At 67.4% G+C, this 22,484-nt stretch carries 17 protein-coding genes and 1 tRNA gene; 8 read left to right on the plus strand and 10 right to left on the minus strand.

The annotated features are described in order from the left end of the window. Window position 1 precedes the first annotated feature (1 nt). On the plus strand, window positions 2–2,383 hold the full coding sequence (locus SB751_RS01385; protein WP_144195760.1) for a Tex family protein: 2,382 nt from the start codon (window positions 2–4) through the stop codon (window positions 2,381–2,383). 73 nt (window positions 2,384–2,456) lie between these two features. Here SB751_RS01385 and SB751_RS01390 read toward each other — a convergent pair whose 3' ends face one another. From SB751_RS01390 to SB751_RS01430, 9 genes are all read right to left on the minus strand, one after another. After that, a complete protein-coding gene (locus tag SB751_RS01390; RefSeq protein WP_144195762.1) occupies window positions 2,457–4,049 on the minus strand; it encodes a hypothetical protein in 1,593 nt (530 codons plus the stop codon). A 93-nt stretch (window positions 4,050–4,142) separates the two neighbouring features. After that, window positions 4,143–6,041 (minus strand): potassium transporter Kup, encoded by a 1,899-nt coding sequence (locus SB751_RS01395; protein WP_144195764.1) that lies wholly within the window; start codon window positions 6,039–6,041, stop codon window positions 4,143–4,145. A gap of 357 nt (window positions 6,042–6,398) precedes the next feature. Then, the gene (locus SB751_RS01400; protein ID WP_144195766.1) at window positions 6,399–7,121 is read right to left on the minus strand and encodes an ABC transporter ATP-binding protein; all 723 of its coding nucleotides are present in this window, start codon (window positions 7,119–7,121) and stop codon (window positions 6,399–6,401) included. Beyond that, a complete protein-coding gene (locus tag SB751_RS01405) occupies window positions 7,118–7,885 on the minus strand; it encodes an ABC transporter ATP-binding protein (protein ID WP_144195767.1) in 768 nt (255 codons plus the stop codon). Before SB751_RS01405 ends, SB751_RS01400 begins: the two co-directional genes overlap by 4 nt. Then, the gene (locus SB751_RS01410) at window positions 7,882–8,967 is read right to left on the minus strand and encodes a branched-chain amino acid ABC transporter permease (protein ID WP_144195769.1); all 1,086 of its coding nucleotides are present in this window, start codon (window positions 8,965–8,967) and stop codon (window positions 7,882–7,884) included. The genes SB751_RS01405 and SB751_RS01410 overlap by 4 nt, the downstream gene beginning before the upstream one ends. Before the next feature lie 16 nt (window positions 8,968–8,983). Continuing rightward, window positions 8,984–9,850 (minus strand): branched-chain amino acid ABC transporter permease, encoded by an 867-nt coding sequence (locus SB751_RS01415; RefSeq protein ID WP_144195771.1) that lies wholly within the window; start codon window positions 9,848–9,850, stop codon window positions 8,984–8,986. A 36-nt stretch (window positions 9,851–9,886) separates the two neighbouring features. Next, complete coding sequence (locus SB751_RS01420) at window positions 9,887–11,104, minus strand: ABC transporter substrate-binding protein (protein WP_144195773.1); 1,218 nt, start codon at window positions 11,102–11,104, stop codon at window positions 9,887–9,889. Between the two features lie 23 nt (window positions 11,105–11,127). Then, the gene (locus SB751_RS01425) at window positions 11,128–11,955 is read right to left on the minus strand and encodes an alpha/beta fold hydrolase (RefSeq protein ID WP_144195775.1); all 828 of its coding nucleotides are present in this window, start codon (window positions 11,953–11,955) and stop codon (window positions 11,128–11,130) included. Window positions 11,956–11,965: 10 nt separating this feature from the next. After that, a complete protein-coding gene (locus tag SB751_RS01430; protein WP_410747737.1) occupies window positions 11,966–13,567 on the minus strand; it encodes a benzoate-CoA ligase family protein in 1,602 nt (533 codons plus the stop codon). A gap of 245 nt (window positions 13,568–13,812) precedes the next feature. Between SB751_RS01430 and SB751_RS01435 the strand changes: the two genes are divergently transcribed. From SB751_RS01435 to SB751_RS01465, 7 genes are all read left to right on the plus strand, one after another. After that, the gene (locus SB751_RS01435; RefSeq protein WP_144195778.1) at window positions 13,813–14,781 is read left to right on the plus strand and encodes a helix-turn-helix transcriptional regulator; all 969 of its coding nucleotides are present in this window, start codon (window positions 13,813–13,815) and stop codon (window positions 14,779–14,781) included. A 119-nt stretch (window positions 14,782–14,900) separates the two neighbouring features. Then, entirely contained in the window at window positions 14,901–16,559 is a 1,659-nt protein-coding gene (gene boxC, locus SB751_RS01440) for a 2,3-epoxybenzoyl-CoA dihydrolase (RefSeq protein WP_144195780.1), read from the plus strand. 47 nt (window positions 16,560–16,606) lie between these two features. Beyond that, window positions 16,607–18,031 carry a benzoyl-CoA 2,3-epoxidase subunit BoxB gene (gene boxB / locus SB751_RS01445; protein WP_092292894.1) on the plus strand — a complete coding sequence of 475 codons (1,425 nt, stop codon included), beginning with the start codon at window positions 16,607–16,609 and terminating at the stop codon, window positions 18,029–18,031. Window positions 18,032–18,052: 21 nt separating this feature from the next. Further along, on the plus strand, window positions 18,053–19,321 hold the full coding sequence (gene boxA, locus SB751_RS01450; RefSeq protein WP_144195782.1) for a benzoyl-CoA 2,3-epoxidase subunit BoxA: 1,269 nt from the start codon (window positions 18,053–18,055) through the stop codon (window positions 19,319–19,321). 78 nt (window positions 19,322–19,399) lie between these two features. Then, window positions 19,400–19,789 (plus strand): MbcA/ParS/Xre antitoxin family protein, encoded by a 390-nt coding sequence (locus SB751_RS01455; protein ID WP_144195784.1) that lies wholly within the window; start codon window positions 19,400–19,402, stop codon window positions 19,787–19,789. Then, entirely contained in the window at window positions 19,749–20,498 is a 750-nt protein-coding gene (locus SB751_RS01460; RefSeq protein ID WP_250025191.1) for an RES family NAD+ phosphorylase, read from the plus strand. The genes SB751_RS01455 and SB751_RS01460 overlap by 41 nt, the downstream gene beginning before the upstream one ends. Window positions 20,499–20,622: 124 nt before the next feature. Beyond that, window positions 20,623–20,699 (plus strand) — tRNA-Met (locus SB751_RS01465). A gap of 73 nt (window positions 20,700–20,772) precedes the next feature. Here SB751_RS01465 and SB751_RS01470 read toward each other — a convergent pair. Further along, window positions 20,773–22,407, minus strand: coding sequence for a hypothetical protein (locus SB751_RS01470; protein ID WP_244844774.1), 1,635 nt, complete (start codon window positions 22,405–22,407; stop codon window positions 20,773–20,775). Between the last annotated feature and the right edge of the window lie 77 nt (window positions 22,408–22,484).

Consider the following 22,484-nt stretch of genomic DNA (forward strand, 5'->3'; position numbering starts at 1 on the left):
GATGTCCAACTTGCCTGCTTCCGTCTCGCAAAAGATTGTGTCGCTCATCGCGGCAGAACTGTCCGTGCAACCGCGCCAGGTGGCGGCGGCCGTCGCGCTGCTGGACGAAGGCGCCACCGTGCCGTTCATCGCCCGCTACCGCAAGGAAGTGACGGACAACCTGGACGATACGCAACTGCGTAACCTCGAGGAGCGCCTGCTGTACCTGCGCGACATGGAAGACCGCCGCGCGACGATCCTGGCGTCGATCGAGGAACAAGGCAAGATGACCGACGCGCTGCGCGCCGCCATCGAGGCCGCCGACACCAAGCAGACGCTGGAAGACCTGTACCTGCCGTACAAGCCCAAGCGCCGCACGCGCGCCCAGATCGCCCGCGAATGCGGCCTGGAGCCGCTGGCCCAGGCGCTGCTGGCCGATCCTACGCTGGACCCGCAGGCCGAGGCCGCCAAGTTCGTCAACGGCAACCCCACCGCCGACGGCGGCGTGCCCGACGTCAAGGCCGCGCTGGACGGCGCGCGCGACATCCTCTCCGAACAGTTTGGCGAAACCGCTGAATTGCTAGGCAAGCTGCGCGAGCACCTGTGGAACCACGGTGTGGTCGCCTCCACGGTGATGGAAGGCAAGGAAGGCGCCGAGGAAGAGAAATTCCGCGATTACTACGCTTATAGCGAGACCATCCGCACCGTGCCGTCGCACCGGGCGCTGGCGCTGTTCCGCGGCCGCAACGCGGGCGTGCTGATGGTGAAGCTGGGCCTGGGCGAGGAACAGGACGCGATGGTGCCGCACCCGTGCGAAGGCATGATCGCGCGCCATGTGGGCATCGAGAACCGGAACCGCCCGGCTGACAAGTGGCTGGGCGATGTGTGCCGCTGGTGCTGGCGCGTGAAGGTGCAGCCGCATATCGAGACCGAACTGCTGACGCAGCTGCGCGAAACCGCCGAAAACGAGGCCATCAAGATCTTCGGCCGCAACCTCCATGAGCTGCTGCTGGCGGCGCCGGCCGGCCCGAAGTCAGTGATGGGCATCGACCCGGGCATCCGCACCGGCTGCAAGATCGCCGTGGTCGACCATACCGGCAAGCTGCTGGACACCGCCACGATCTACCCGCACGAGCCGCGCCGCGACTGGGAAGGCTCGCTGGCCACACTGGCCCGCCTGGCGAAACAGCACAACGTGGCGCTGGCCTCCATCGGCAACGGCACGGCCAGCCGCGAGACCGACAAGCTGGTGCAGGACCTGATGAAGCGCGCCCCGGAACTGAAGCTGACCAAGATCGTGGTCAGCGAGGCCGGCGCCTCGGTCTACTCGGCTTCCGAGCTGGCCGCCAAGGAGTTCCCGGAGCTTGACGTGTCGCTGCGCGGCGCGGTGTCGATCGCCCGCCGCCTGCAGGACCCGCTGGCTGAACTCGTGAAGATCGATCCGAAGTCGATCGGCGTGGGCCAGTACCAGCACGACGTGAACCAGCGCGAGCTGGCACGTGCGCTGGACGCCGTGGTGGAAGACTGCGTGAACGCCGTGGGCGTGGACGTGAACACCGCCTCCGCCCCGCTGCTGGCCCGCGTATCGGGCCTGAACACGGTGCTGGCGCGCAATATCGTCGAATTCCGCGATGCCAACGGCGCGTTCCCGAACCGCGATGCGCTCAAGAAGGTGCCGCGCCTGGGCGACAAGACCTTCGAGCAGGCCGCCGGCTTCCTGCGCATCAACACGGGCGACAACCCGCTGGATCGCTCGTCGGTCCACCCGGAAGCGTATCCGGTGGTGCAGCGCATTCTCGATCACATCAAGAAGGGCCTGTCCGACGTGATGGGCAACCGCGACGCCCTGCGCGGCGTGACCGCCCAGCAGTTCACCGACGAGACGTTCGGCCTGCCGACCGTGCGTGACATCCTGACCGAACTCGAGAAGCCGGGCCGCGACCCGCGCCCTGAGTTCAAGACCGCGACGTTCCAGGACGGCGTGGAGGACATCAAGCATCTCCAGCCGGGCATGGTGCTCGAAGGCGTGGTGACCAACGTGGCCGCCTTCGGCGCCTTCGTGGACATCGGCGTGCACCAGGACGGTCTGGTCCACATCTCGGCGCTTTCCACCAAGTTCGTGAAGGACGCGCACGAGGTGGTCAAGGCTGGCCAGATCGTCAAGGTCAAGGTGATGGAGGTGGACGTCAAGCGCAACCGCATCGGCCTGACCATGCGTCTGGACGACGAGCCGGGCCAGGCTGCGCCACGCGCCGGTGGCGACCGGAGCGGCGAGCACCGGGGCGGCCAGCGCCACGGTGGCCATGGCGGTGGCGGTGGTGGCGGCAAGGGATTCGGCGGCGGCAAGCGCGAACCCGAGGTGGCCGGCGCCATGGCCGCCGCGTTCGCCAAGCTCAAGCGCTGATCCCCACCCCTCGCCCTCGGGCGGCCACCCGGCACACCGGGCCGGCCGCCCCGCCCCGCCCCGCCCCACTCCTTCAGAGCGGATTGATGATCCCGCTCGGCTGCTGGACCCGCGTGGGTCCGATGATGCTGTTGAACAGCAGGTCGCCATCCGGCAGGAACTGCACCACCGCGTAGAAGCCGTTGCCCCAGATCCCGGTTCCCAGGATGGTCTGGTGCACAGTGGCGCCGGTGTTCCAGTCCAGCCCGGTGACCACCCATCCCCAGCCATTCTGGTAGTACCCGTTCGTGAACACGAGGTTCGAGCCCGCGCTGACGGCGGGCACCATCGAGTTCGACGAAATATCGCTGCGCGCCCAGGTCGAGGTCCACGCATGGGTCTGCGGGTTCCACGCGAAGCGCTCGACCCCGATCGGCGATGGCAGCAGCGGCCCCCGGATCAGCCCATCCACGATCGCACTCGTCCCGCTTCCGGTACTCCCATCCGCCGCAGACACGTTGTTGACGACGAACGCGCCGTAGCCGTTCACCGCGACCGACTGGTCGGACTGGATGGGGTACGCGGCCGGCAAGCCGCAATTCACCTGGATCTGTCCCGCCAGGCGGTTGGTGAAGCCGGCGGGAATCTGGTCGCGCCAGAACGCCAGCAGGCTCATGCGCGTGAGGCCGTCGGTGATGACCACGAGTTTGTCGGGATCGGTGCCGAAGCCCATCAGCGTAGGCGTGCTGCCCGAGCCTGAGCCGAAGACGGTCGGGAAGGTGTCGCCGCTGGGATAGGGGCTGCTCCACGCGCCGTCCGCCGCGTTCTGGGACAGCGCGCTGCCTGTCCAGACGAGTTTCCTCAGAATCTTGTCGGAAACGACATAAATCCCGTTGTTCTCGTCGACGGCGGCGGAATTGCTGACGCTCTCGTCCGCGCCGAGCGTGACCGTATGCACCGGCCCCGTGAACGACCGGTCGACAATCGACACAGACCGCGTGCCCAGCACCACCAGCTTGCCGTCATAGGTCATCACCACCCCGGCCAGGTTCTCGCCGGGCTGGAGAAACGTGGCGGCGTTCAGCGACCGCACCACGCTGATCCCCAACAGCGGCACGGCCGGCACGTTCAGCGCGAGGGCCAGGATCTGGTTGCCGCTATTGATATAGAGGACGTTGTTGTTGTCCACCACGCCGTAGGCGCTGGGAATGCCGCCGGTGGGCAGCAACTGCGCCACGATGGCCTGGGCCTGCGCGACCGTGCCGATCGGATTGGTCAGCAGGCCGAGCAAGGTGGTCTGCAGCGTGGCCGTCGCGCCCGGCAGGAGCGCCCGCGCCACGGGCGTGAAGGCGTCGTTGGCCACCGAGATATAGGTCACGCCCGTCGGCGACACGCCCCACATGTAGTTGGGCGATGTCGACGCGAAGGTCATGATGTTGACCGGCCCGTTGGTCGCCTGGGAGAGCTGCAACGGCGGCGGGGGCGCCACGGTGCGCGAGCCGCCGGTCACGGCATAGGGGAAGGTGTCGCTCTGGGACGAATCGAAATGGGTGATGGCGTAGGTGGGGGCAGCCAGGAACGGGTTGGGCACAGGCGTGCCCGCGCTGGCGAACTGGCTGGCGCCGGTCATCAAGCCGATGGCGACGGCCATCCGGCGCCAGGTGCGTACCGTGCAGAATCTGAACATGAGAGGCTCCCGGGGGCAAAAAGAAACCCGGCCAGCGGGCCCTACTCCGCTGGCCGGGTTCTCATGTATAGGCGAAGCGCCGCCCCGGAGCGGTCAGATTTCGACCTTGGTGCCCAACTCCACCACCCGGTTCGCCGGGATCGAGAAGAAGTCAGACGGCTTGGCGCCGTTCTGATGCATCCACGCAAAGAGATTTTCCCGCCACATCGACATGCCCGGCAGCTTGGAGGGGATGACCGACTCGCGCGCGATGAAGAACGACGTCTCCATCAGCTCGAACGACATGCCCAGCTTGCGCTGCGCGAGGTCCAGCACGCGCTGCACGTCCGGGGTCTCCTTGAAGCCGTACTCGGACTTGAGGATGAACACGCCGCCGCCGAGGTCCTTGCAGGTCAGGCGATGGTCGTCATCCACGAACGGGATGTCGCGCGTGACAAAGCTCAGGAACACCACGCGCTCGTGCAGCACCCGGTTGTGCTTGAGGTTGTGCAGCAGGGACACCGGCACCGACTCGGTGTTGCCGGTCAGGAACACGGCCGTGCCTTCCACGCGGTGCGGCGGGTGCGCCAGCAGGCCAGCGATGAACGGCTCCAGCGGAATGCCGTCCTCCAGGCTGCGCGCGCGCAGCAGCTTGCGGCCGCTGTACCACGTCATCAGCAGGAAGAACGCCGCGCTGCCCATCAGCAGCGGGAACCAACCGCCTTCGGCCACCTTGAGCAGGTTGGCGGCGAAGAAGGTCAGGTCCACCAGCAGGAAGCCACCGGCGAGCAGGGCCACCAGCACCGGGTTCCACTTCCAGACGCTGCGCATCATGAAGGCGGCCAGGAACGAGGTGATCAGCATCGTCGTGGTCACGGCAATGCCGTAGGCCGCAGCCAGGTTTTCCGATTTCTTGAACGAGATCACCACCGCAATCACCAGCGCCAGCAGGGTCCAGTTGATCACCGGCAGGTAGATCTGGCCGATTTCCGCCGCCGAGGTGTAGCGGATGCGCATGCGCGGCACGAAGCCGAGCTGGATCGCCTGGCTGGTCAGCGAGAACGCGCCGGAGATCACCGCCTGCGAGGCAATCACCGTGGCGCAGGTGGCGAGCAGCACCATCGGAATCAGCAGCGGCTCCGGCACCATCAGGTAGAACGGGTTGACGGAAGCGGCCGGGTTCTGGAGCAGCATCGCGCCCTGGCCAAAATAGTTCAGCATCAGGCACGGCATGACCAGGATGAACCAGCCGATGCGGATGGGCCGCGCGCCGAAGTGGCCCATGTCCACGTAGAGCGCCTCCGCCCCGGTCAGCACCAGGAACACCGCGCCCAGCACGATGAACGCCTGCAGCGAGTGGTCGATCAGGAAATTGACGCCGTAGAGCGGGTTCACCGCCGCCAGGATGCCAGGCGCCTGGATCAGGTTGTAGATGCCCAGCGCGCCGAGCGTGACGAACCACAGCGTCATGATCGGGCCGAAGAACTTGCCCACGGTGGCCGTGCCGTGCCGCTGGATCAGGAACAGGACGGTCAGGATCACCAGCGTGATCGGGATCACGAAGTGCCCCAGCTGCGGCGCGGCGATCTCCAGGCCCTCCACGGCCGAGAGCACCGAAATGGCCGGCGTGATGACCGCATCCCCGTAGAACATGCACGCGCCGAAGATGCCCATCATCATCAGCATGCGCGCCTTGCGCGAGCGCGGCGCGGCGGTGCGCAGCACCAGCGCCATCAGCGCCAGCACGCCGCCTTCGCCGTCGTTGTCCGCGCGCATGATGAAGACCACGTACTTCAGCGAGACCACGATGATCATCGCCCAGAACAGCAGCGAGATGATGCCCAGCGCCGCTTCCGGCGTGAACGGAATGCCGTGCTCCTTGCTGAAGCACTCCTTGAGCGCATAGAGGGGGCTGGTGCCGATGTCGCCAAAGACGACCCCAATGGCGGCGATGACGAGGGCCCGGGTACTCGGACTTTCGACGAAATAGTGACTGGTTGTGGATTGAGTCATGGATTTGGGTCTGGTGGACCGGCTCGCGCCTCCCCGGCCATGGTTGGCATCCCAGGCAATGTGACGTCCTGGGCACGGGTTCTCTCGCGCAAGCGGCTCCGGCCGCGACGGGGCTTATTGGCCTCTATTGCATTGCACAAACGGGCGCATTCTAGATGAAGTGAACTGATACGACCACTGTGGAAGATGCCCATCGTGGGCTGGGTGCCCGATCAAGGATGGGAAAGAAGCGGCGGCGGGTCAAGGCGGATTCGAGCGGATTCGGGCGGATTGGGTGCCGAAGGGTGCGCAGCACCGCGCAAAGGCGTTGCGGCATGGCCACAAAAGAGATCGATACGTTACTTTATGGAGAGCAGTTCAAACACCCAGGTAACGGTCGAGCGCCGCCGGCGCGGCGGCCAGGTCGGCGGCCGGGCCGGCCAGCACTACCTGCCCCTTCTCCAGCACCACCACGCGGTCCGCGTGGGCCAGCACGGCGCGGTAGTTGCGGTCCACCACCACCGAGGCGATGCCGGTGGCCCGTACCGTCTCGATCACGTGCCAGATCTCGCGCACGATCTTCGGGGCCAGCCCCTCGGTGGCTTCGTCCAGCACCAGGCAGTCCGGATTGGTCATCAGCGCGCGGCCGATGGACAGCATCTGCTGCTCCCCGCCCGACAGCTGCTGCCCGCCATGGGACAGCCGCTCCTTGAGCCGGGGGAAGAGGTCCAGCACGCGCGCCTCATCCCAGTCCTTGCGGCCGTGGCAGCCTACCCGCGCCGCCATCAGCAAATTCTCCCGGACCGACAAATTCGGAAAAATGCCACGCCCTTCCGGGACGTAGGCGATGCCGAGCCGCGCCACCTCGTGCGGCTGGGCGCGGGACACATCCCGGCCGGCCACGCGGATATCGCCCTCGCGCTGGCGCACATGGCCCAGCAGGGTCCGCAGCAGCGTGCTCTTGCCCATGCCGTTGCGGCCCAGCAGGCCCACGGTCTCGCCCGCGCCCACGCGGAAATCCACGCCGCGCAGCACGTGGCTGGAGCCGTACCAGGCGTTCACGCCAATGGCGTCGATGATGTCCGGCGATGCGGCGCTCATGCGTGGGCCCCTTCTTCTTCCCCGAGGTAGGCCAGCTGCACCGCCTCGTTGGCGCGGATCGCGGCCGGATCGCCGGTGGCGATGACTGCGCCGTTGACCATTACCGTGATGCGGTCGGCCACGGCGAAGACCGCCTCCATGTCGTGCTCGACCAGCAGGATCGCGTGGCCGTCGCGCAGGCCGCGCAGCAGATCCAGCATCCGCGCGGATTCCTCGGCACCCATGCCGGCCAGCGGCTCGTCCAGCAGCAGCGCCACGGGCTGCGTGGCCAGGCACATCGCCACTTCCAGCTGGCGCTTCTGGCCATGGGCGAGTTCGCTGGCGAGGCGCCCGGCATGCGCGGCCAGGCCGGCGCGTTCCATGGCTTCGTCGGCCAGCGCGCGGCTGGTGCGGCAGGCCTGCGCCGGCTCCCACAGCCGCCAGGCCCGCTGCGCGCGCGATTGCGCCGCCAACCGGCAGTTCTCGCGCACGGTCAGCGGCAGGAAGATGTTGTTGCGCTGGTAGCTGCGGCCGATACCTTGCCGCGCCAGCCGGGGCTGGCTCCAGCCGGTCACATCCTCGCCCTGCAGCCGCAGGCGGCCGGTGGACGGCGGCAGTTCGCCGGAGAGCATATTGATCAGGGTCGACTTGCCGGCGCCGTTGGTGCCGATGACCGCGTGGATCTCGTGCAGGCGCAAGGTCAGGTTCACGCTGTCCACGGCAGTCAGCCCGCCGAAGCGGCGCGTCAGGCCCTCGGCCTGCAATACGGGGATGGCTTGCGTCATACGGCCTCCCGGCTGCGGGCGTGGCTGTCCGCGGCGGCCTCGCCGGCGTTTCCTGCATCCGCGCCATTGCCGCGCCGGCGCGGCGACCGCTGGCGCAGCACCGCCGGCACGCTGACCAGCCCACGCGGCAGCAGCGCCACGGCCACGATGATGAAGCCGCCCATCAGCAGTTGCCAGTGCTTGGTCAGCGTGCTGAACCATTCGGCCAGCAGCACGAACGAGAACGCGCCCAGCACCGCGCCGGCCAGGCTGCCCACGCCGCCCAGGATCACCATCAGCATGGCATTGCCCGACTGGTGCCAGGAGGCGATTTCCGGGTTCACGAAGCCGAACTGGATGGCATAGAGATAGCCCGCCAGCCCCGCGAACACGCCGCCGGCAACGAACGCGCCGAGCTGGTAGCGATAGGTGGCATAGCCGGCCGCCCGCATGCGCTGCTCGTTATGGCGGATGCCGACCAGCGCGTGGCCGAAGCGCGAGCGCAGCAGCACCGCCAGTGCCACCACCGTCAGCACCAGCGCCACCAGCACCAGCCAGTAGAAGTTCACCGGGTCGTTGACGGTCAGCGGGCGGTCCCGCAGCAGGCTGAACTCGGGCCGGAAGTAGATATAGGTGCCGTCGCTGCCGCCGGCGATCTTTGTATCGTGGAACACGAAATAGACCATCTGGGCGAAGGCCAGCGTGACCATGATGAAGTACACGCCGCGCGTGCGCAGCACCAGCGCCCCCACCACCAGCGCTAGTGCCCCCGCCGCGCCCAGCGCGCCCAGCAGCAGCAGCCAGCCGTTGCCGGCCCCGCCCTCGGGTGCCAGCATGGCCGTGGCATAGGCGGCCATGGCGAAGTAGGCGGCATGGCCCAGGCTCACCAGCCCGGTGTAGCCAATCAGCAGCTGGAGCGAGAGCGCGAAGATCGCCATGATCATCACCTTGCTCAGCAGCTCGATATAGAACTTGTGGCTGTCGGCGGTCAGCAGCAGCGGCGCCACGGCCAGCACGGCCAGCGCCACGAGCCAGCCCAGCGCCGCCAGCCAGGGCGGCCGGCGCACGTCTTGCAGCGGGGGAGCGGAGAGAGTCGGTTTCATCGATGGAGCACGCAGGTCAGCCGGCCCGGAACAGCCCCTGGGGCTTCCACAGCAGGATCAAGGCCATCAAGACGTAGATCAGCACGCCGGCGGCGTCCTGCCAGAACACCTTGCCGAAGGTATCGACGAAACCGAGCAGCAGCGAAGCCACCAGCGCCCCCTTGACCGACCCGATCCCGCCAATCACCACCACCACGAAGCAGACAATCAGCACCTGCCCCCCCATGCCCGGGTAGACCGACGACACCGGCGCGGCAATCATCCCCGCCAGCACCGCCAGCGCCACGCCCAGCGCGAACACCAGCCGGTACAGCACGTTCACGTTGATGCCGAGCGACTGCACCATCTCGCGGTTGGTGGCCCCGGCGCGGATCATCATGCCCAGCCGGGTGCGGCGGATGACCCAGTACATCGCCGCTGCCACCAGCAGGCAGACGGCCGAGATGAACAGCCGGTAGACCGGATACGTCATGTCGTTGCCGATCGGCAGCGCGCCGTCGAGCAGGCCGGGAATCGGCACGCCGTGCACGTCATCGCCCACCAGGATGCTGCGCAGCTCCTCGAACACGAGGATCAGGCCGTAGGTCATCAGCACCTGCTGCAGGTGGTCGCGCTGGTAGAGGTAGCTGAAGAACGCCCATTCGAGCACGTAGCCAAACGCCACGGCCAGCACGATGCCGAGCGGCAGCGCGATGAACAGGTTGCCGGTGAGACTGGCCAGCGTGAACGCCAGGTAGGCGCCCAGCATGTAGAAGCTGCCATGGGCGAGGTTGATCACGCCCATGATGCCGAAGATCAGCGTCAGCCCGCTGGCGACCAGGAACAGCAGCAGCCCGTACTGCACGCTGTTCAGGCACTGGATGAGGAAGGAAACGATGTCCATGCTGCGCGGGCTGTCCTATCTATGAGACGCCATCTCTTACAGGCGGCAGCCGCGCGCGGGATCGGCCAGGGCCTTCACCGCCACGCCGCTGACCTTGTTCTCGCGGCCATCCACCTTGCGCAGGTAGAAGTCCTGCACCGGGTTGTGGGCTTTGGAGAGCGTGAACACGCCGCGCGGGCTGTCGACCTTGGCGGCTTCCATGGCCTTGATGACCTCCGGCTTGCGCGACATATCGCCCTTCACGGCATTGGCGCCAGCGGCCAGCAGCTGCGCGGCGTCATAGCCCTGCACCGCATACACATCCGGCTGGAGCTTGTAGGTCTTGGCGTAGTCGGTGCGGAAGGTCTTGTCGCGGGCGTTGGTCAGGCCATCGGCATAGTGCAGCGTGGTTTCCAGCCCCTGCGCCGCCGTGCCCTGCGCCTCCAGCGTGCCGTCGGTCAGGAAGCCGGAGCCGTACAGCGGAATCTTGTCCTTGAGCCCGGCCGCCTGCCAGTCCTTGACGAACTTGACCGCCCCGCCGCCGGCGAAGAACACGAACACGGCGTCCGGCTTCAGCGAGGCCACCTCGGTGATCAGCGCCTGGAACTCCACGTTCGGGAACGGCAGGCTCAGCTCCTTCACCACCTTGCCGCCCTTGGCCTCGAAGGCTTCCTTGAAGCCCTTCACGGACTGCTCGCCCGCCGCGTACTTCCACGTCAGCGTCACCACCTTCTTCATGCCGCGCTCGGCCAGCACCTGCCCCATGGCGTAGCCGGGCTGCCAGTTCGAGAACGAGGTACGGAAGATGTTGGCCCCGCACAGCGGCCCGGTGGCCTCATCGGCGCCGGCGTTCGGGATGATCAGCAGCGTGTTGTTTTCCTTGGCCACCTTGACGATGCCCATCTGCACGCCCGAATGCACCGTGCCCACCACCACGTCCACCTGGTCCCGCTTGATCAGCTTGGTGGCGTTCTCGGGGGCCTTGGCCGGGTCCGATTCGTCATCCACCTTGAAGTATTCGATGTCGCGCCCGCCCAGCTTGCCGCCCTGCTGCTGCACATACATGCGGAACCCGTTCTCGATGGCCGAGCCCAGCGCCGCGTAGGTGCCGGTGTACGGCAGCATGAAGCCCACCTTGATCTTGGCGCCCGGGGCGGGTTGGGCTGACTGCGCCAGCGCGCTGCCCCCGGTGGCCAGCAGCGTGGCGGAAATCGAAGCGACGAGCGTGGTGTGCAGCGATGAAAACAGCGGCCTGCGCAAAGCGGTGCGTTGCATGGGTTCTCCTCCCCGGGGTCGAATTATTTTAAGGTTGAAGTATGTGCCGTTATAAACGCCGCCGAGGCCGCCGTCAACGCCCCCGTCTGGTCGCGGTGGGGCGAGTGTCCACAGCGCGCGAGTTTAAGCAGCACGGTCTGCGGGGCATATCGATGGATACCCTCGATCTGCGCCATGGTCCCGTACTCGTCATCCTCGCCCTGCACGGCCAGCACCGGGCAGCGGATATGGTCGAGCATCGGGCGCAGGTCCCAGTGGCGGAAATCGGCGTTGAGCCAGATATCGTTCCAGCCCCAGAAGGCGGAATCCACGTGGGCGTGGTGGCGCGCCAGCCGGGCGCGCAGGTCGGTGTGGAGGTAGGTCTCGCGCGTGGCGGCGATGCTGCGCACCGAAATGTCTTCCACCATGATGTGGGGGGCGAGCACGGTCAGGCCATCCACATCGTCCGGGAAGCTGGCCGCGTGGATCAGGGCGATGGAGCCGCCGTCGCTGTGGCCCAGCAGCCAGGGCTTGCCATGGCGGCGGCCGGGGCCGATCTCCAGGGCATCGAACAGGGCCGGCAGCGCCTCGCGCGCCTGGCGGTGCATGAAGTCCACGCCCCACTGCTCGTCCGGCGGGCGCGGCGTGGAGCGGCCGTAGCCGTAGCGCGAGAAGACCAGCCCGCGGAAATCGCCCGCCTCGCACAGCTTGCGCGGAAAGTCGCGCCACATGCTGACCGACCCGAGCCCCTCGTGCAGGAAGACCACGAGTGGGCGGTGCCGCCGTCGCGCGCCGATCCACTGGTATTCGATGTCGATAGTGCGGCCATCGAACGGCACCTTTACCAGCGCAGTGTCCACGGTGGTCTCCATGGCGGCTCCCTCAGGCGTGCCGCGCGGCGTCTTCACGCTGGCGCAGCCGGAATCGCTGGATCTTGCCCGTGGCGGTCTTGGGCAGTTCGTCCACGCACTCGATCTGGCGCGGATATTTGTAAGGCGCCAGCCGCGACTTGACGAAAGCCTGCAACTCGGCCGCCATGCCGTCGTGCCACTGGTGGCCGGGGCGCATCACCACGAACGCCTTCGGCTTGACCAGTTCGGCGGCATCGGCCACGCCGATCACGGCGGCCTCCAGCACGGCCGGATGCTGGGCCAGCGCCGCCTCCACCTCGAACGGCGAGACGTAGATGCCGCCCACCTTGAGCATGTCGTCGCTGCGGCCGGCGTAGGTGTAGTAGCCCGCGTCATCGCGCAGGTACTTGTCGCCGCTGCGGGTCCAGGCGCCGACGAAGGTGTCGCGGCTTTTCTCGCGATTGCACCAGTACATCAGCGCCGCCGAGGGCCCTTTTATATAGAGGTCGCCGATTTCGCCCGTGGCGCACGGCTCGCCGCGCTCGTCGAGCAGCTTCAGTTCGTAGCCGGGCACCGGCAGCCCCGTGGTGCCGTAGCGGACCTTGCCGGGCTGGTTCGACAGGAAGATATGGAGCATCTCGGTGGAGCCGATGCCGTCGAGGATGTCGCAGCCGAAGTGGGCCAGGAAGCGGTCGCCGATGTCGCGCGGCAGGGCCTCCCCGGCGGAGGTGCAGACGCGCAGCGCCACGGCGGCGCGCGGCGGCAGGTCCGGCGCGGCGAGCAGGCCCGCGAACAGCGTCGGCACGCCGCAGAAGACAGTGGGACGGTGCGTAGTCAGCCGCTGGAACACCGCCTGCGGCGTGGGCCGCTCGGCCATCAGCACGGTCGTGGCGCCCACCGACAGCGGAAACGTCAGCGCATTGCCCAGCCCGTAGGCGAAGAACAGCTTGGCGGCCGAGAAGACCACGTCGTCCTCGCGCAGGCCCAGCACCTGCCGCGCGTAGAGGTCGGCGGTGTGGAACAGGTTGCCGTGCGTGTGCACCGTGCCCTTCGGGCGGCCCGTGGAGCCGGACGAATAGAGCCAGAACGCCATGTCGTCCGGGCCGGTGGCGAGGGCTTCCGTCAGCGGCGGCGCGCTGTCCAGCATCGCGGCCACGGTCGGCAGGCCGGTGCCCTCCCCGTAGGGTGCGGCAACGATCACATCGTAATGCGCGCCGGCTTTGTCGATGGCGGCCTGCATGGTCCCGAGCAGCGGCGCGGACACCACCACGGCCCGCGCGCTGCTGTGGTCGAGCATATAGGCGTAGTCATCCACGGTCAGCAGCGTGTTCACCGCCACCGGCACCACGCCGGCCAGCAGGCAGCCGAGGAACACGGTCGGGAAATCGATGGTATCGAGCGCGCACAGCAGCACGCGCTCCTCGCGCCGGAAGCCCGCCTGGCGCAGCGCGCCGGCAAAGCGGCGGCAGCGCGCGTCGAGTTCGGCAAAGGTGGTCGGGCCGGTATCGTCGATATAGGCCACCTTGGCGCCACGGCCGGCGGCGAGGTGGCGCGACAACAGGTCATCGGCCGCGTTGTAACGGGCGGGCAGCGCGGCGACAACGGTCTCGGCGCTGGGGGTCGGGGGCGTCATGTCTCCACTCCTCTGGCCGCCCCGGCGATGGTTCGACGGGTGCGGCGGGATCGGCTACAGCGATGGTCTTGTTCTGGATATCTCGTGACCGGCAGTCTTTGCCGCCGATGTCGATGCATTTTATTTCACATCGACTATTATGCAAGCGAGGGTATGCACTATATAACAGTAGGCAGCACCCGCCGACCGGCACTTTGTCGCACGTATAATGCCGCCCTGGCTGGCCTGATCCCGAACTTTCTCCCATGCGTCGCGACCCCGAACCGTCACTGAATGCCGAAGCGAATGCCGAAGCGAACGCCGACAACCGCGCCGCCGAGCGCGATCCCTATCTGACGCACCTCGGGGAGCGCATCCGCTCGCTGCGCGCGGCGCGCGGCATGTCCCGCAAGGATCTTGCGCGTGGCGCGGGGGTGTCCGAACGCTACCTCGCCAACCTGGAAACCGGCACCGGCAACGCCTCCGTGCTGCTGCTGCGCCACGTGGCCGGCGCGCTGGACGTGCCGCTGCCCGTGGTACTGGCCGAGGTAGATGGCCACGCCGATCCGGCGGGCGGCACGGAGCAGCCCGGCAGCCAGCGCGCCGCCGAGTTCTCGCAGTTGGTGCAATGGCTGGCGCAGCTGCCTGCCGGCGACCTCGCCCGCGTGCGCGAAGCAGCCCGCCACGCCTTGTCCCCGGCGGAATCGCGCGATGCGCGGCATCGCCGCATCGCGCTGATCGGCCTGCGCGGCGCCGGCAAATCCACGCTGGGCCGGGCGCTGGCGGCTGCCGAGGGCATCCCCTTCGTCGAACTGAACGCGGCGATCGAGCAGGAAGCCGGCGCGAGCCTCTCCGAAATCCACTCGCTCTACGGCCAGGCCGCCTACCGCCGCTACGAGATGCGCGCGCTGGAACGCGTGCTGCGCGAGCACGACTCCATGGTGCTGGCCACGCCGGGCAGCCTGGTCTCCGAGCCAGCCACGTTCAACCTGCTGCTGGCGCGCTGCTACACGGTCTGGGTGCGCACCTCGCCCGAGGAACACATGGCGCGCGTGGTGGCGCAGGGCGATATGCGGCCGATGGAGGGCAACCGCGAGGCCATGACCGACCTGCGCCGCATCCTCCAGGCGCGTACGCCGCTCTACGCGCGCGCCGATGTGTCGATCGATACCAGCGGCCAGGACGCCAACAGCTCACTTCAGGCCCTGCGCGCACAGATGCCCGCTATCGGCTGATTCCCGATAGGGCATCGGGTCTGCATCGGGTCTGCATCGGCCCTTGCATCGCCCCCGATGATGCACTATATTTCATCGCAAAGATGAAAGCACTATAGTGCATCAAGGAGACACGCCCCATGTCGGTCCCGGCCCCGGTTACCTTTGCGCGCCATCCGTCCCAATATCGCCACTGGCTGCTGACCTTTGACGGTCCCGTCGCCACGCTGTCCATGAACGTGGACGAGGAAGGCGGTCTGCGGCCCGGCTACGCGCTGAAGCTGAATTCCTACGATCTTGGCGTCGATATCGAACTGCACGACGCCCTGCAACGCATCCGCTTCGAGCATCCCGAAGTGCGCACCGTGGTGCTGACCAGCGCCCGCGAGCGCATTTTCTGCTCGGGCGCCAATATCTTCATGCTCGGCAAGTCCAGCCACGCCTGGAAGGTGAACTTCTGCAAGTTCACCAACGAGACACGCAACGGCATCGAGGACGCCAGCCGCCACTCCGGCATCAAGTTCATCGCCGCCTGCAACGGCACCACGGCCGGCGGCGGGTACGAACTGGCGCTGGCCTGCGATGAAATCCTGCTGGTGGATGACCGCTCCTCCGCGGTCAGCCTGCCCGAAGTGCCGCTGCTCGGCGTGCTGCCCGGCACCGGCGGCCTGACGCGCGTGACCGACAAGCGCCGCGTGCGCCGCGACCACGCCGACATCTTCTGCCTGACCACCGAGGGCGTGCGCGGCCAGCGCGCCAAGGACTGGAAGCTGGTGGACGATGTGGTCAAACCCGCGCGCTTCACCGAACACGTGCGCGAGCGGGCGCAGGCGCTGGCCGCCCTGAGCGACCGCCCTGCCGACGCCAAAGGTGTGCCGCTAACGCCACTAACAAGACAGGACGCCGCCGATGGCTACCGCTACGACACCGTGCGCGTGGAGATCGACACCGCCGCGCGCCGCGCCACGCTGACGGTCTCGGCACCCGCCGCCGACCAGCCCCGCGACCTCGACGCCATCCTGGCCGCCGGCGCCCAGTGGTGGCCGCTCAAGATGGCGCGCGAACTCGACGACGCCATCCTCACGCTGCGCACCAATCACCTCGATATCGGCATGTGGATCCTCAAGACCGAGGGCGATGCCGCCGAGGTGCTGGCGGCCGATACGCTGATGGATGCCCACGCCAGCCACTGGTTCGTGCGCGAGACCATCGGCATGCTGCGCCGGACGCTGGCGCGGCTGGACGTCTCGTCGCGCAGCCTGTTCGCGCTGATCGAGCCGAGCTCCTGCTTCGCCGGCACCCTGCTCGAACTGGCGCTGGCCGCCGACCGCAGCTACATGCTCCAACTGCCGGATGACCCGGAGACGACGCCGCGCCTGGTCCCCCATGCGGCCAATTTCGGACGATATCCGATGCCGAACGGCCTCTCGCGGCTCGCCGCGCGCTTCTATGAAGACGCCGCCGCCATCGAGGCTGTACGCGCCCAGGTCGGCCAGCCGCTGGACGGCGCGCAGGCCGAGGCGCTGGGGCTGGTGACGGCCGCGCCGGACGACATCGACTGGGAAGACGAGATCCGCATCGCGCTGGAGGAACGCGCGAGCCTCTCCCCCGACGCCCTCACCGGCCTGGAAGCCAACCTGCGCTTCGGCCCGCGCGAGACCATGGAGACGCGCATTTTCGGCCGGCTCACTGCCTGGCAGAACTGGATCTTCAATCGACCCAACGCCGTGGGCGAGCAAGGCGCGCTCAAGGTATTCGGCACCGGCAACAAGGCACGTTTCGACTGGGACCGGGTCTGACCGCCCCCTTCGACCGATCGACAAGCAGACCCAAGGAGACCCCGGCCATGAGCATCGACTACAGCCAGAAGATTCCGAACAACGTGAACCTCTCCGATGACCGCGCCCTGCAGCGCGCGCTGGAGCACTGGCAGCCCGCCTTCCTCGACTGGTGGCGCGACATGGGCCCCGATGGCTCGCATAACTACGATGTCTACCTGCGCACGGCGGTCTCGGTGGACCCGTCCGGCTGGGCCCACTTCGACCATGTGAAGATGCCCGACTACCGCTGGGGCATCTTCCTGCAACCGGCCGACGCCGAGCGCAAGATCCACTTCGGTGAGCACAAGGGGCAGGCCGCGTGGCAGGAAGTGCCGGGCGAACACCGCGCCAACCTGCGCCGCATCATCGTCACGCAGGGCGATACCGAGCCGGCGTCCGTGGAGCAGCAGCGCCACCTGGGCCTGACCGCGCCGTCGCTCTATGACCTGCGCAACCTGTTCCAGGTGAATGTGGAGGAAGGCCGCCACCTCTGGGCGATGGTCTACCTGCTACACCGCCACTTCGGCCGCGATGGCCGCGAGGAAGCCGAGGCGCTGCTGGGCCGCCGCTCGGGCGACGAGGACAACCCGCGCATCCTGGGCGCGTTCAACGAGCGCACGCCAGACTGGCTCGCCTTCTTCATGTTCACCTACTTCACGGACCGCGACGGCAAGTTCCAGCTCTGCGCGCTGGCCGAGTCCGGCTTCGACCCGCTGGCGCGCACCACGCGCTTCATGCTGACCGAGGAAGCCCACCACATGTTCGTGGGCGAGAGCGGCGTTTCGCGCGTGATCCAGCGTACCTGCGAGGTCATGCGCGAGCGCGACATCCAGGACCCGGCCGACGTGCGCGCCGCCGGGGTAATCGACCTGGAAACCATCCAGCGCTACCTGAACTTCCACTACAGCGTGACGATCGACCTGTTCGGCGCCGACCAGTCCTCCAACGCGGCCACGTTCTACAGCGCCGGGCTGAAGGGCCGCTTCGAGGAAGGCAAGCGCGGCGACGACCACGTGCTCAAGGGCGACGTGTACCGCATTCTCGACGTGCGCGACGGCAAGCTGGCCGAGCGCGAGGTGCCGATGCTCAATGCCCTGAACGAGGTGCTGCGCGACGACTACATCAAGGATTCGGTCGGCGGCGTGGCGCGCTGGAACAAGGTGATCGAGAAGGCCGGCATCCCGTTCCGGCTGACCGTGCCGCACAAGGCGTTCAACCGCAAGATCGGCACCTTCGCCAATGTGCATGTCTCGCCCACTGGCGAAGTGCTGAGCGAGGCCGCCTGGCAGGCCAACGCGGACACCTGGCTGGCCACTGACGCGGACCGCGCCTTCGTGGCCTCGCTGATGGGCCGCGTGGTGGAGCCGGGCCGCTACGCCAACTGGATCGCCCCGCCGGCGGTGGGCGTGAACCGCCAGCCGGTGGACTTCGAATACGTGCGCTTCAACTAGATCACTGGATAAGAGGCAGACATGGGCGCGCCCGACATCATCAAGCAGCACCTGATCGATCCGGAAATCTGCATTCGCTGCAACACCTGCGAAGACACCTGCCCGATCGACGCCATCACCCACGACGACCGCAACTACGTGGTCAAGGCCGAGGTCTGCAACGGCTGCAACGCGTGCCTGTCGCCCTGCCCGACGGGCGCCATCGACAACTGGCGCACGATGCTGCGCGGCGAGGCGTATCCGATCGACGCCCAACTGCTCTGGGATGAGCTGCCGCCCGAGGTGCCGCTGCCCGAGGCGGAGATCGACGCGGCAACCTCCGCCTCCGCGACTGCCGCCGAGGCACTCGCCCAGGCCGCCGCCGGGGCTGGCACGGCGCCCGCCAGCGACGTGCAGGCCGTGGAGACCAGCCGCCACACCTCGCCCAAGGCGCCGTGGTCGGCCGCGCATCCCTATGTCAACCTGCATGGCGTGCGCGCGCCGGTGTCGGCCACGGTGGCCGGCAACTACCGGCTGACGGCCGAGGACGCGTCGAGCGACATCCATCACATCGTGCTGGACTTCGGCAACCAGTTCTTCCCGGTGCTGGAGGGGCAGGCCATCGGCATCGTGCCGCCCGGTACCGATGCGTCGGGCAAGCCGCACTACATCCGCATGTACTCGGTGGCCAGCCCGCGCGACGGCGAGCGCCCCGGCTACAACAACCTCGCGCTGACCGTGAAGCGCGTGGACCAGGACCACGACGGGCAGCCGGTACGCGGCGTGGCGTCGAATTTCCTGTGCGACCTGGCCAAGGGCGACACGGTGCAGGTCGTCGGCCCCTTCGGTAGCACTTTCCTGATGCCGAACCACCGCGAGGCCAGCGTGATGATGATCTGCACGGGCACCGGCTCCGCGCCAATGCGGGCGATGACCGAGCGCATGCGTCGCAACATGGCGAGTTTCGATGGGCGCCGCCTGCTGTTCTTCGGCGCACGCAACCAGCGCGAATTGCCCTACTTCGGCCCGCTGCTGAAGCTGCCCAAGGACTTCCTCGACATTCACTTCGCTTTCTCCCGCGATGCCGAGATGCCGCGCCGCTATGTGCAGGATGCGATACGCGAAGCGGGCCCGCAGGTGGCCGCGCTGCTGGCCGACCCGCATGGCCATGTGTACATCTGCGGCCTGAAGGGGATGGAGGAAGGCGTGCTGGCCGCGTTCGCCGAGGTCCGCGCGGCGGCAGGCCAGTCCTGGCCGGACCTGGAGGCCACGCTGCGCGCCGAGGGCCGGCTTCATATTGAGACGTATTAGGCACCTATCGGCCTATGTCACGGCCTTTCCTTCTGAAATACACCGCCTATAATGTTTCCCAAGAAAGGAGCATAGGCGATGCAATCTCATCAGATTCCGGAGACCGAGCCCGCCGGCGGCGTGAACCCCGGCGCCACGCTCACCAAGGCCGTGATGCGCGCGGCAGGCTTTCTTGGCATCAGCCAGGCCATCGTGGCCAGCGTGCTGGGCATCAGCACCGCGTCGGTCTCGCGCATGGCGTCCGGCGGCTATGTGCTTGATGCGCACCGCAAGGAGTGGGAATTCGGCGTGCTGTTCGTGCGCCTGTTCCGCTCGCTCGATGCCATCCTCGGCCACGACGAGCAGGCGCGGCTGTGGCTCACCCATGACAACCTCGCGCTCGGCGGCAAGCCGCTCGAACTGATTCGCACCACGGAAGGACTCGTACGTGTCGTTCACTACCTGGACGCCACCCGCGGTCGCATCTGAGCGCAAGCCGTATGCGCTCAAACTGTGGCGGGCGGTGGAGGCCCAGCATGTGGTCTCGACCATGCCCCTGGTGGACAGCCTCGAGGAACAGGCCGTGCTCGAAGCCGTGCTCGACGCCGGCAAGCCTGCCGTGCCTGCCGACGCACGCCACCTCCATTACCTGATCTTCACGCCCTTCCGCTATCCGCCCTCGCCCTGGGGCTCGCGCTTTCGCGGCGGGCAAGACCCGGGCGTGTTCTATGGCGCCGACGCCATCCGCACGGCCTGTGCCGAACTGGGCTACTGGCGCTGGCGCTTCTTGCTCGACAGCCCCGCGCTGCCCCGCATCGACGCCCGCGCGCAGACACTGTTCCAGGTCAGCGTGAAGACCGATGGCGTGGCGCTGGACGCCGCCCCATTCCATGAAGACCCCCGCTGGATCGACCCGGACGACCACGCGCCCTGCCAGGCCTTTGGCCGTCTGGCGCGCGAAGCCGGGCTGGGCCTGATCCGCTACACCTCCGTACGCGACCCCGAGCGCGGCCCGTGTGCGGCGGTGCTGACGCCACGCGCCTTCGACCAGCCCAACCCGCTCGCCACCACCACGTGGATGCTGACCGTTCGGCCGGACCGCGTGATCTGGCAACGCGACGACCTGCAGCAGCGCGACAGTTTCGAGTTCGAAGCGACGCTGTGGCAGCGCACAAGCGAAACCCCGAAATCGACCTGAACGCGCCCCCTGCGAAACGCTCTAACAGGAAGACGGGTGCCGCTTGCACGGTACTCATCAGAAGCCGAGAGACAAAGGTGTTGCATTGCGCAAACGGTTGCCATATACTCTCAGCTTCGACGGACGCGGGGTGGAGCAGTCTGGCAGCTCGTCGGGCTCATAACCCGAAGGTCGCAGGTTCAAATCCTGCCCCCGCAACCAACCGCCGGAACGAACAAGCAGCAACAAGAAAACCCGCCCATTCAGGCGGGTTTTTTGTTTTCTATCCGATCACTTATTTGGATTTGGCGGTCGCCCCGTACCTCACGCGCGTCGGGCCACCAACGCTGTTGAACAGCAGGTCGCCATTCGGCAACGACTGGATCAGCGCATAGGCGCCGTTGCCCAGATTGTCCTGCCCGAAGATCGAGCGATGGACCGTCTTGCCGGTTTCCCAGTCCATCCCGGTCACTTCCCAGCCATCCTTCTTGGCGTAGCCATTCACGAACACGATCCGCGATGGCCCGCTCACGGTCGGGACCATGCTCGTGGACACCACATCATTGCGCGTCCACACCGAGCGCCACCCCTTGGTCTTCGTATCCCACTCGAAGCGCTCCGCCCCGGTGGCCGGCGTCAGCGCCGGGCCGCCCGCGAGAACATCGACCAGCCGATCGGCCACGCCCTTCGGCCGGATATTGTTCACCACGAAGGCGCCGTAGCCCAGTGCCACCACCGATTGCTCGGACTGGACGTAGGGCGTGCTGGCCGGCAGCCCGCAGGTGACCTGGATCTGATCGGCAATGCGGCTCGACTTCGTGCCGGGCCGCTGCGTGAAGCCGGCCGGGATCTCATCGCGCCAGAACGCCACCAGCTTCATGCGGTCCGAGCCGTCGGTGATGACCACCAGCTTGTCCGCATCGTCGCCAAAGCCCATCAGGGTCGGCGTGGAGCCCGTGCCGTTGCCGAACTTCACGCTCGGCATCGGCGTCTGGCCCGAGTCATAGGCCGATTCCCAGGCGCCGTGGGCGGCGTCGCGGGACAGCGTCTTCCCGGTCCACACCAGCTTGCGCATCATCTTGTCGGAAGCGATATAGATCCCGTTCTTCTCATCGACGGCCATCGCGTTGGAGACGATCTCCCCTTCCGGGAACTGGAAAGCGTCGCCGACGGGCTTGAAATCGCGGTCGAGCACGCGGATGGACTGCGCGGCGGCCACCACCAAATTCCCGTCATACGTCATATTCAGCATCACGCCGCCGGCATTCTCGAGCGCGGTCAGGCGGTCCTTGAGATCGATCGTCCGCAATAGCTTGATGCCGGCTTCCGGGCGCTTCGGATCGATCAGCCCATAGGCGCGGACCGCGGAGCGATTGGTCGCATACAGCACGCCATCCTTGCCCGACACCACGTAGATATTGGCGCTGATCCGCTTGCGGTCCAGCGCCAGGTCGGTCTTGACCGCCTTCTCCACGCGCGCGACATCGTCCAGCGGCTCGGCGAGGATCTTGTCGAGCAGACCGGCGGGCAGCGGCTTGGCGTCCGGGTCCGGCAGCCGGGCTACCTCGCGCCAGCCGCCATTGCTGACATCCACATAGGAGACACCGCCCGTGGAGGCCGCCCACATATAGCGCGGTGAGGGCGTGGCCAGCGTCATGATGCTGATCGGCCCGGCCTGCACACGCGGCGCCTTGCGCAGATCGACATGGAAGGTGCCGCGCGGGAGCGCATAAGGCATCACGTCGGTCTGAGCGGGGTCGAAATGGGTGAGCGCGTACGCTTCCGCGGCAAGGAAGGGATTGGGGCGAGGCTTGCTGACGGCGGCGCCGCCCTCCTTCGCCGTCACGGCCATCGCCGGGACGCTCGCGCCCAGCAGCATGGCCATTGCCAGGGCGGTTCCACTGAACCGCACCACGTGTCTTGTTTTCATCTTTCTGCTCCGCGTTGGAATGAAGCGGCCGATGGTAGGCATCGCCGTCCATTCAGGCGAGGGCGCAGGGAACGTAA

The sequence above is a fragment of the Cupriavidus sp. SIMBA_020 genome, from assembly GCF_046535395.1.
Taxonomy (GTDB): Bacteria; Pseudomonadota; Gammaproteobacteria; order Burkholderiales; family Burkholderiaceae; genus Cupriavidus; species Cupriavidus campinensis.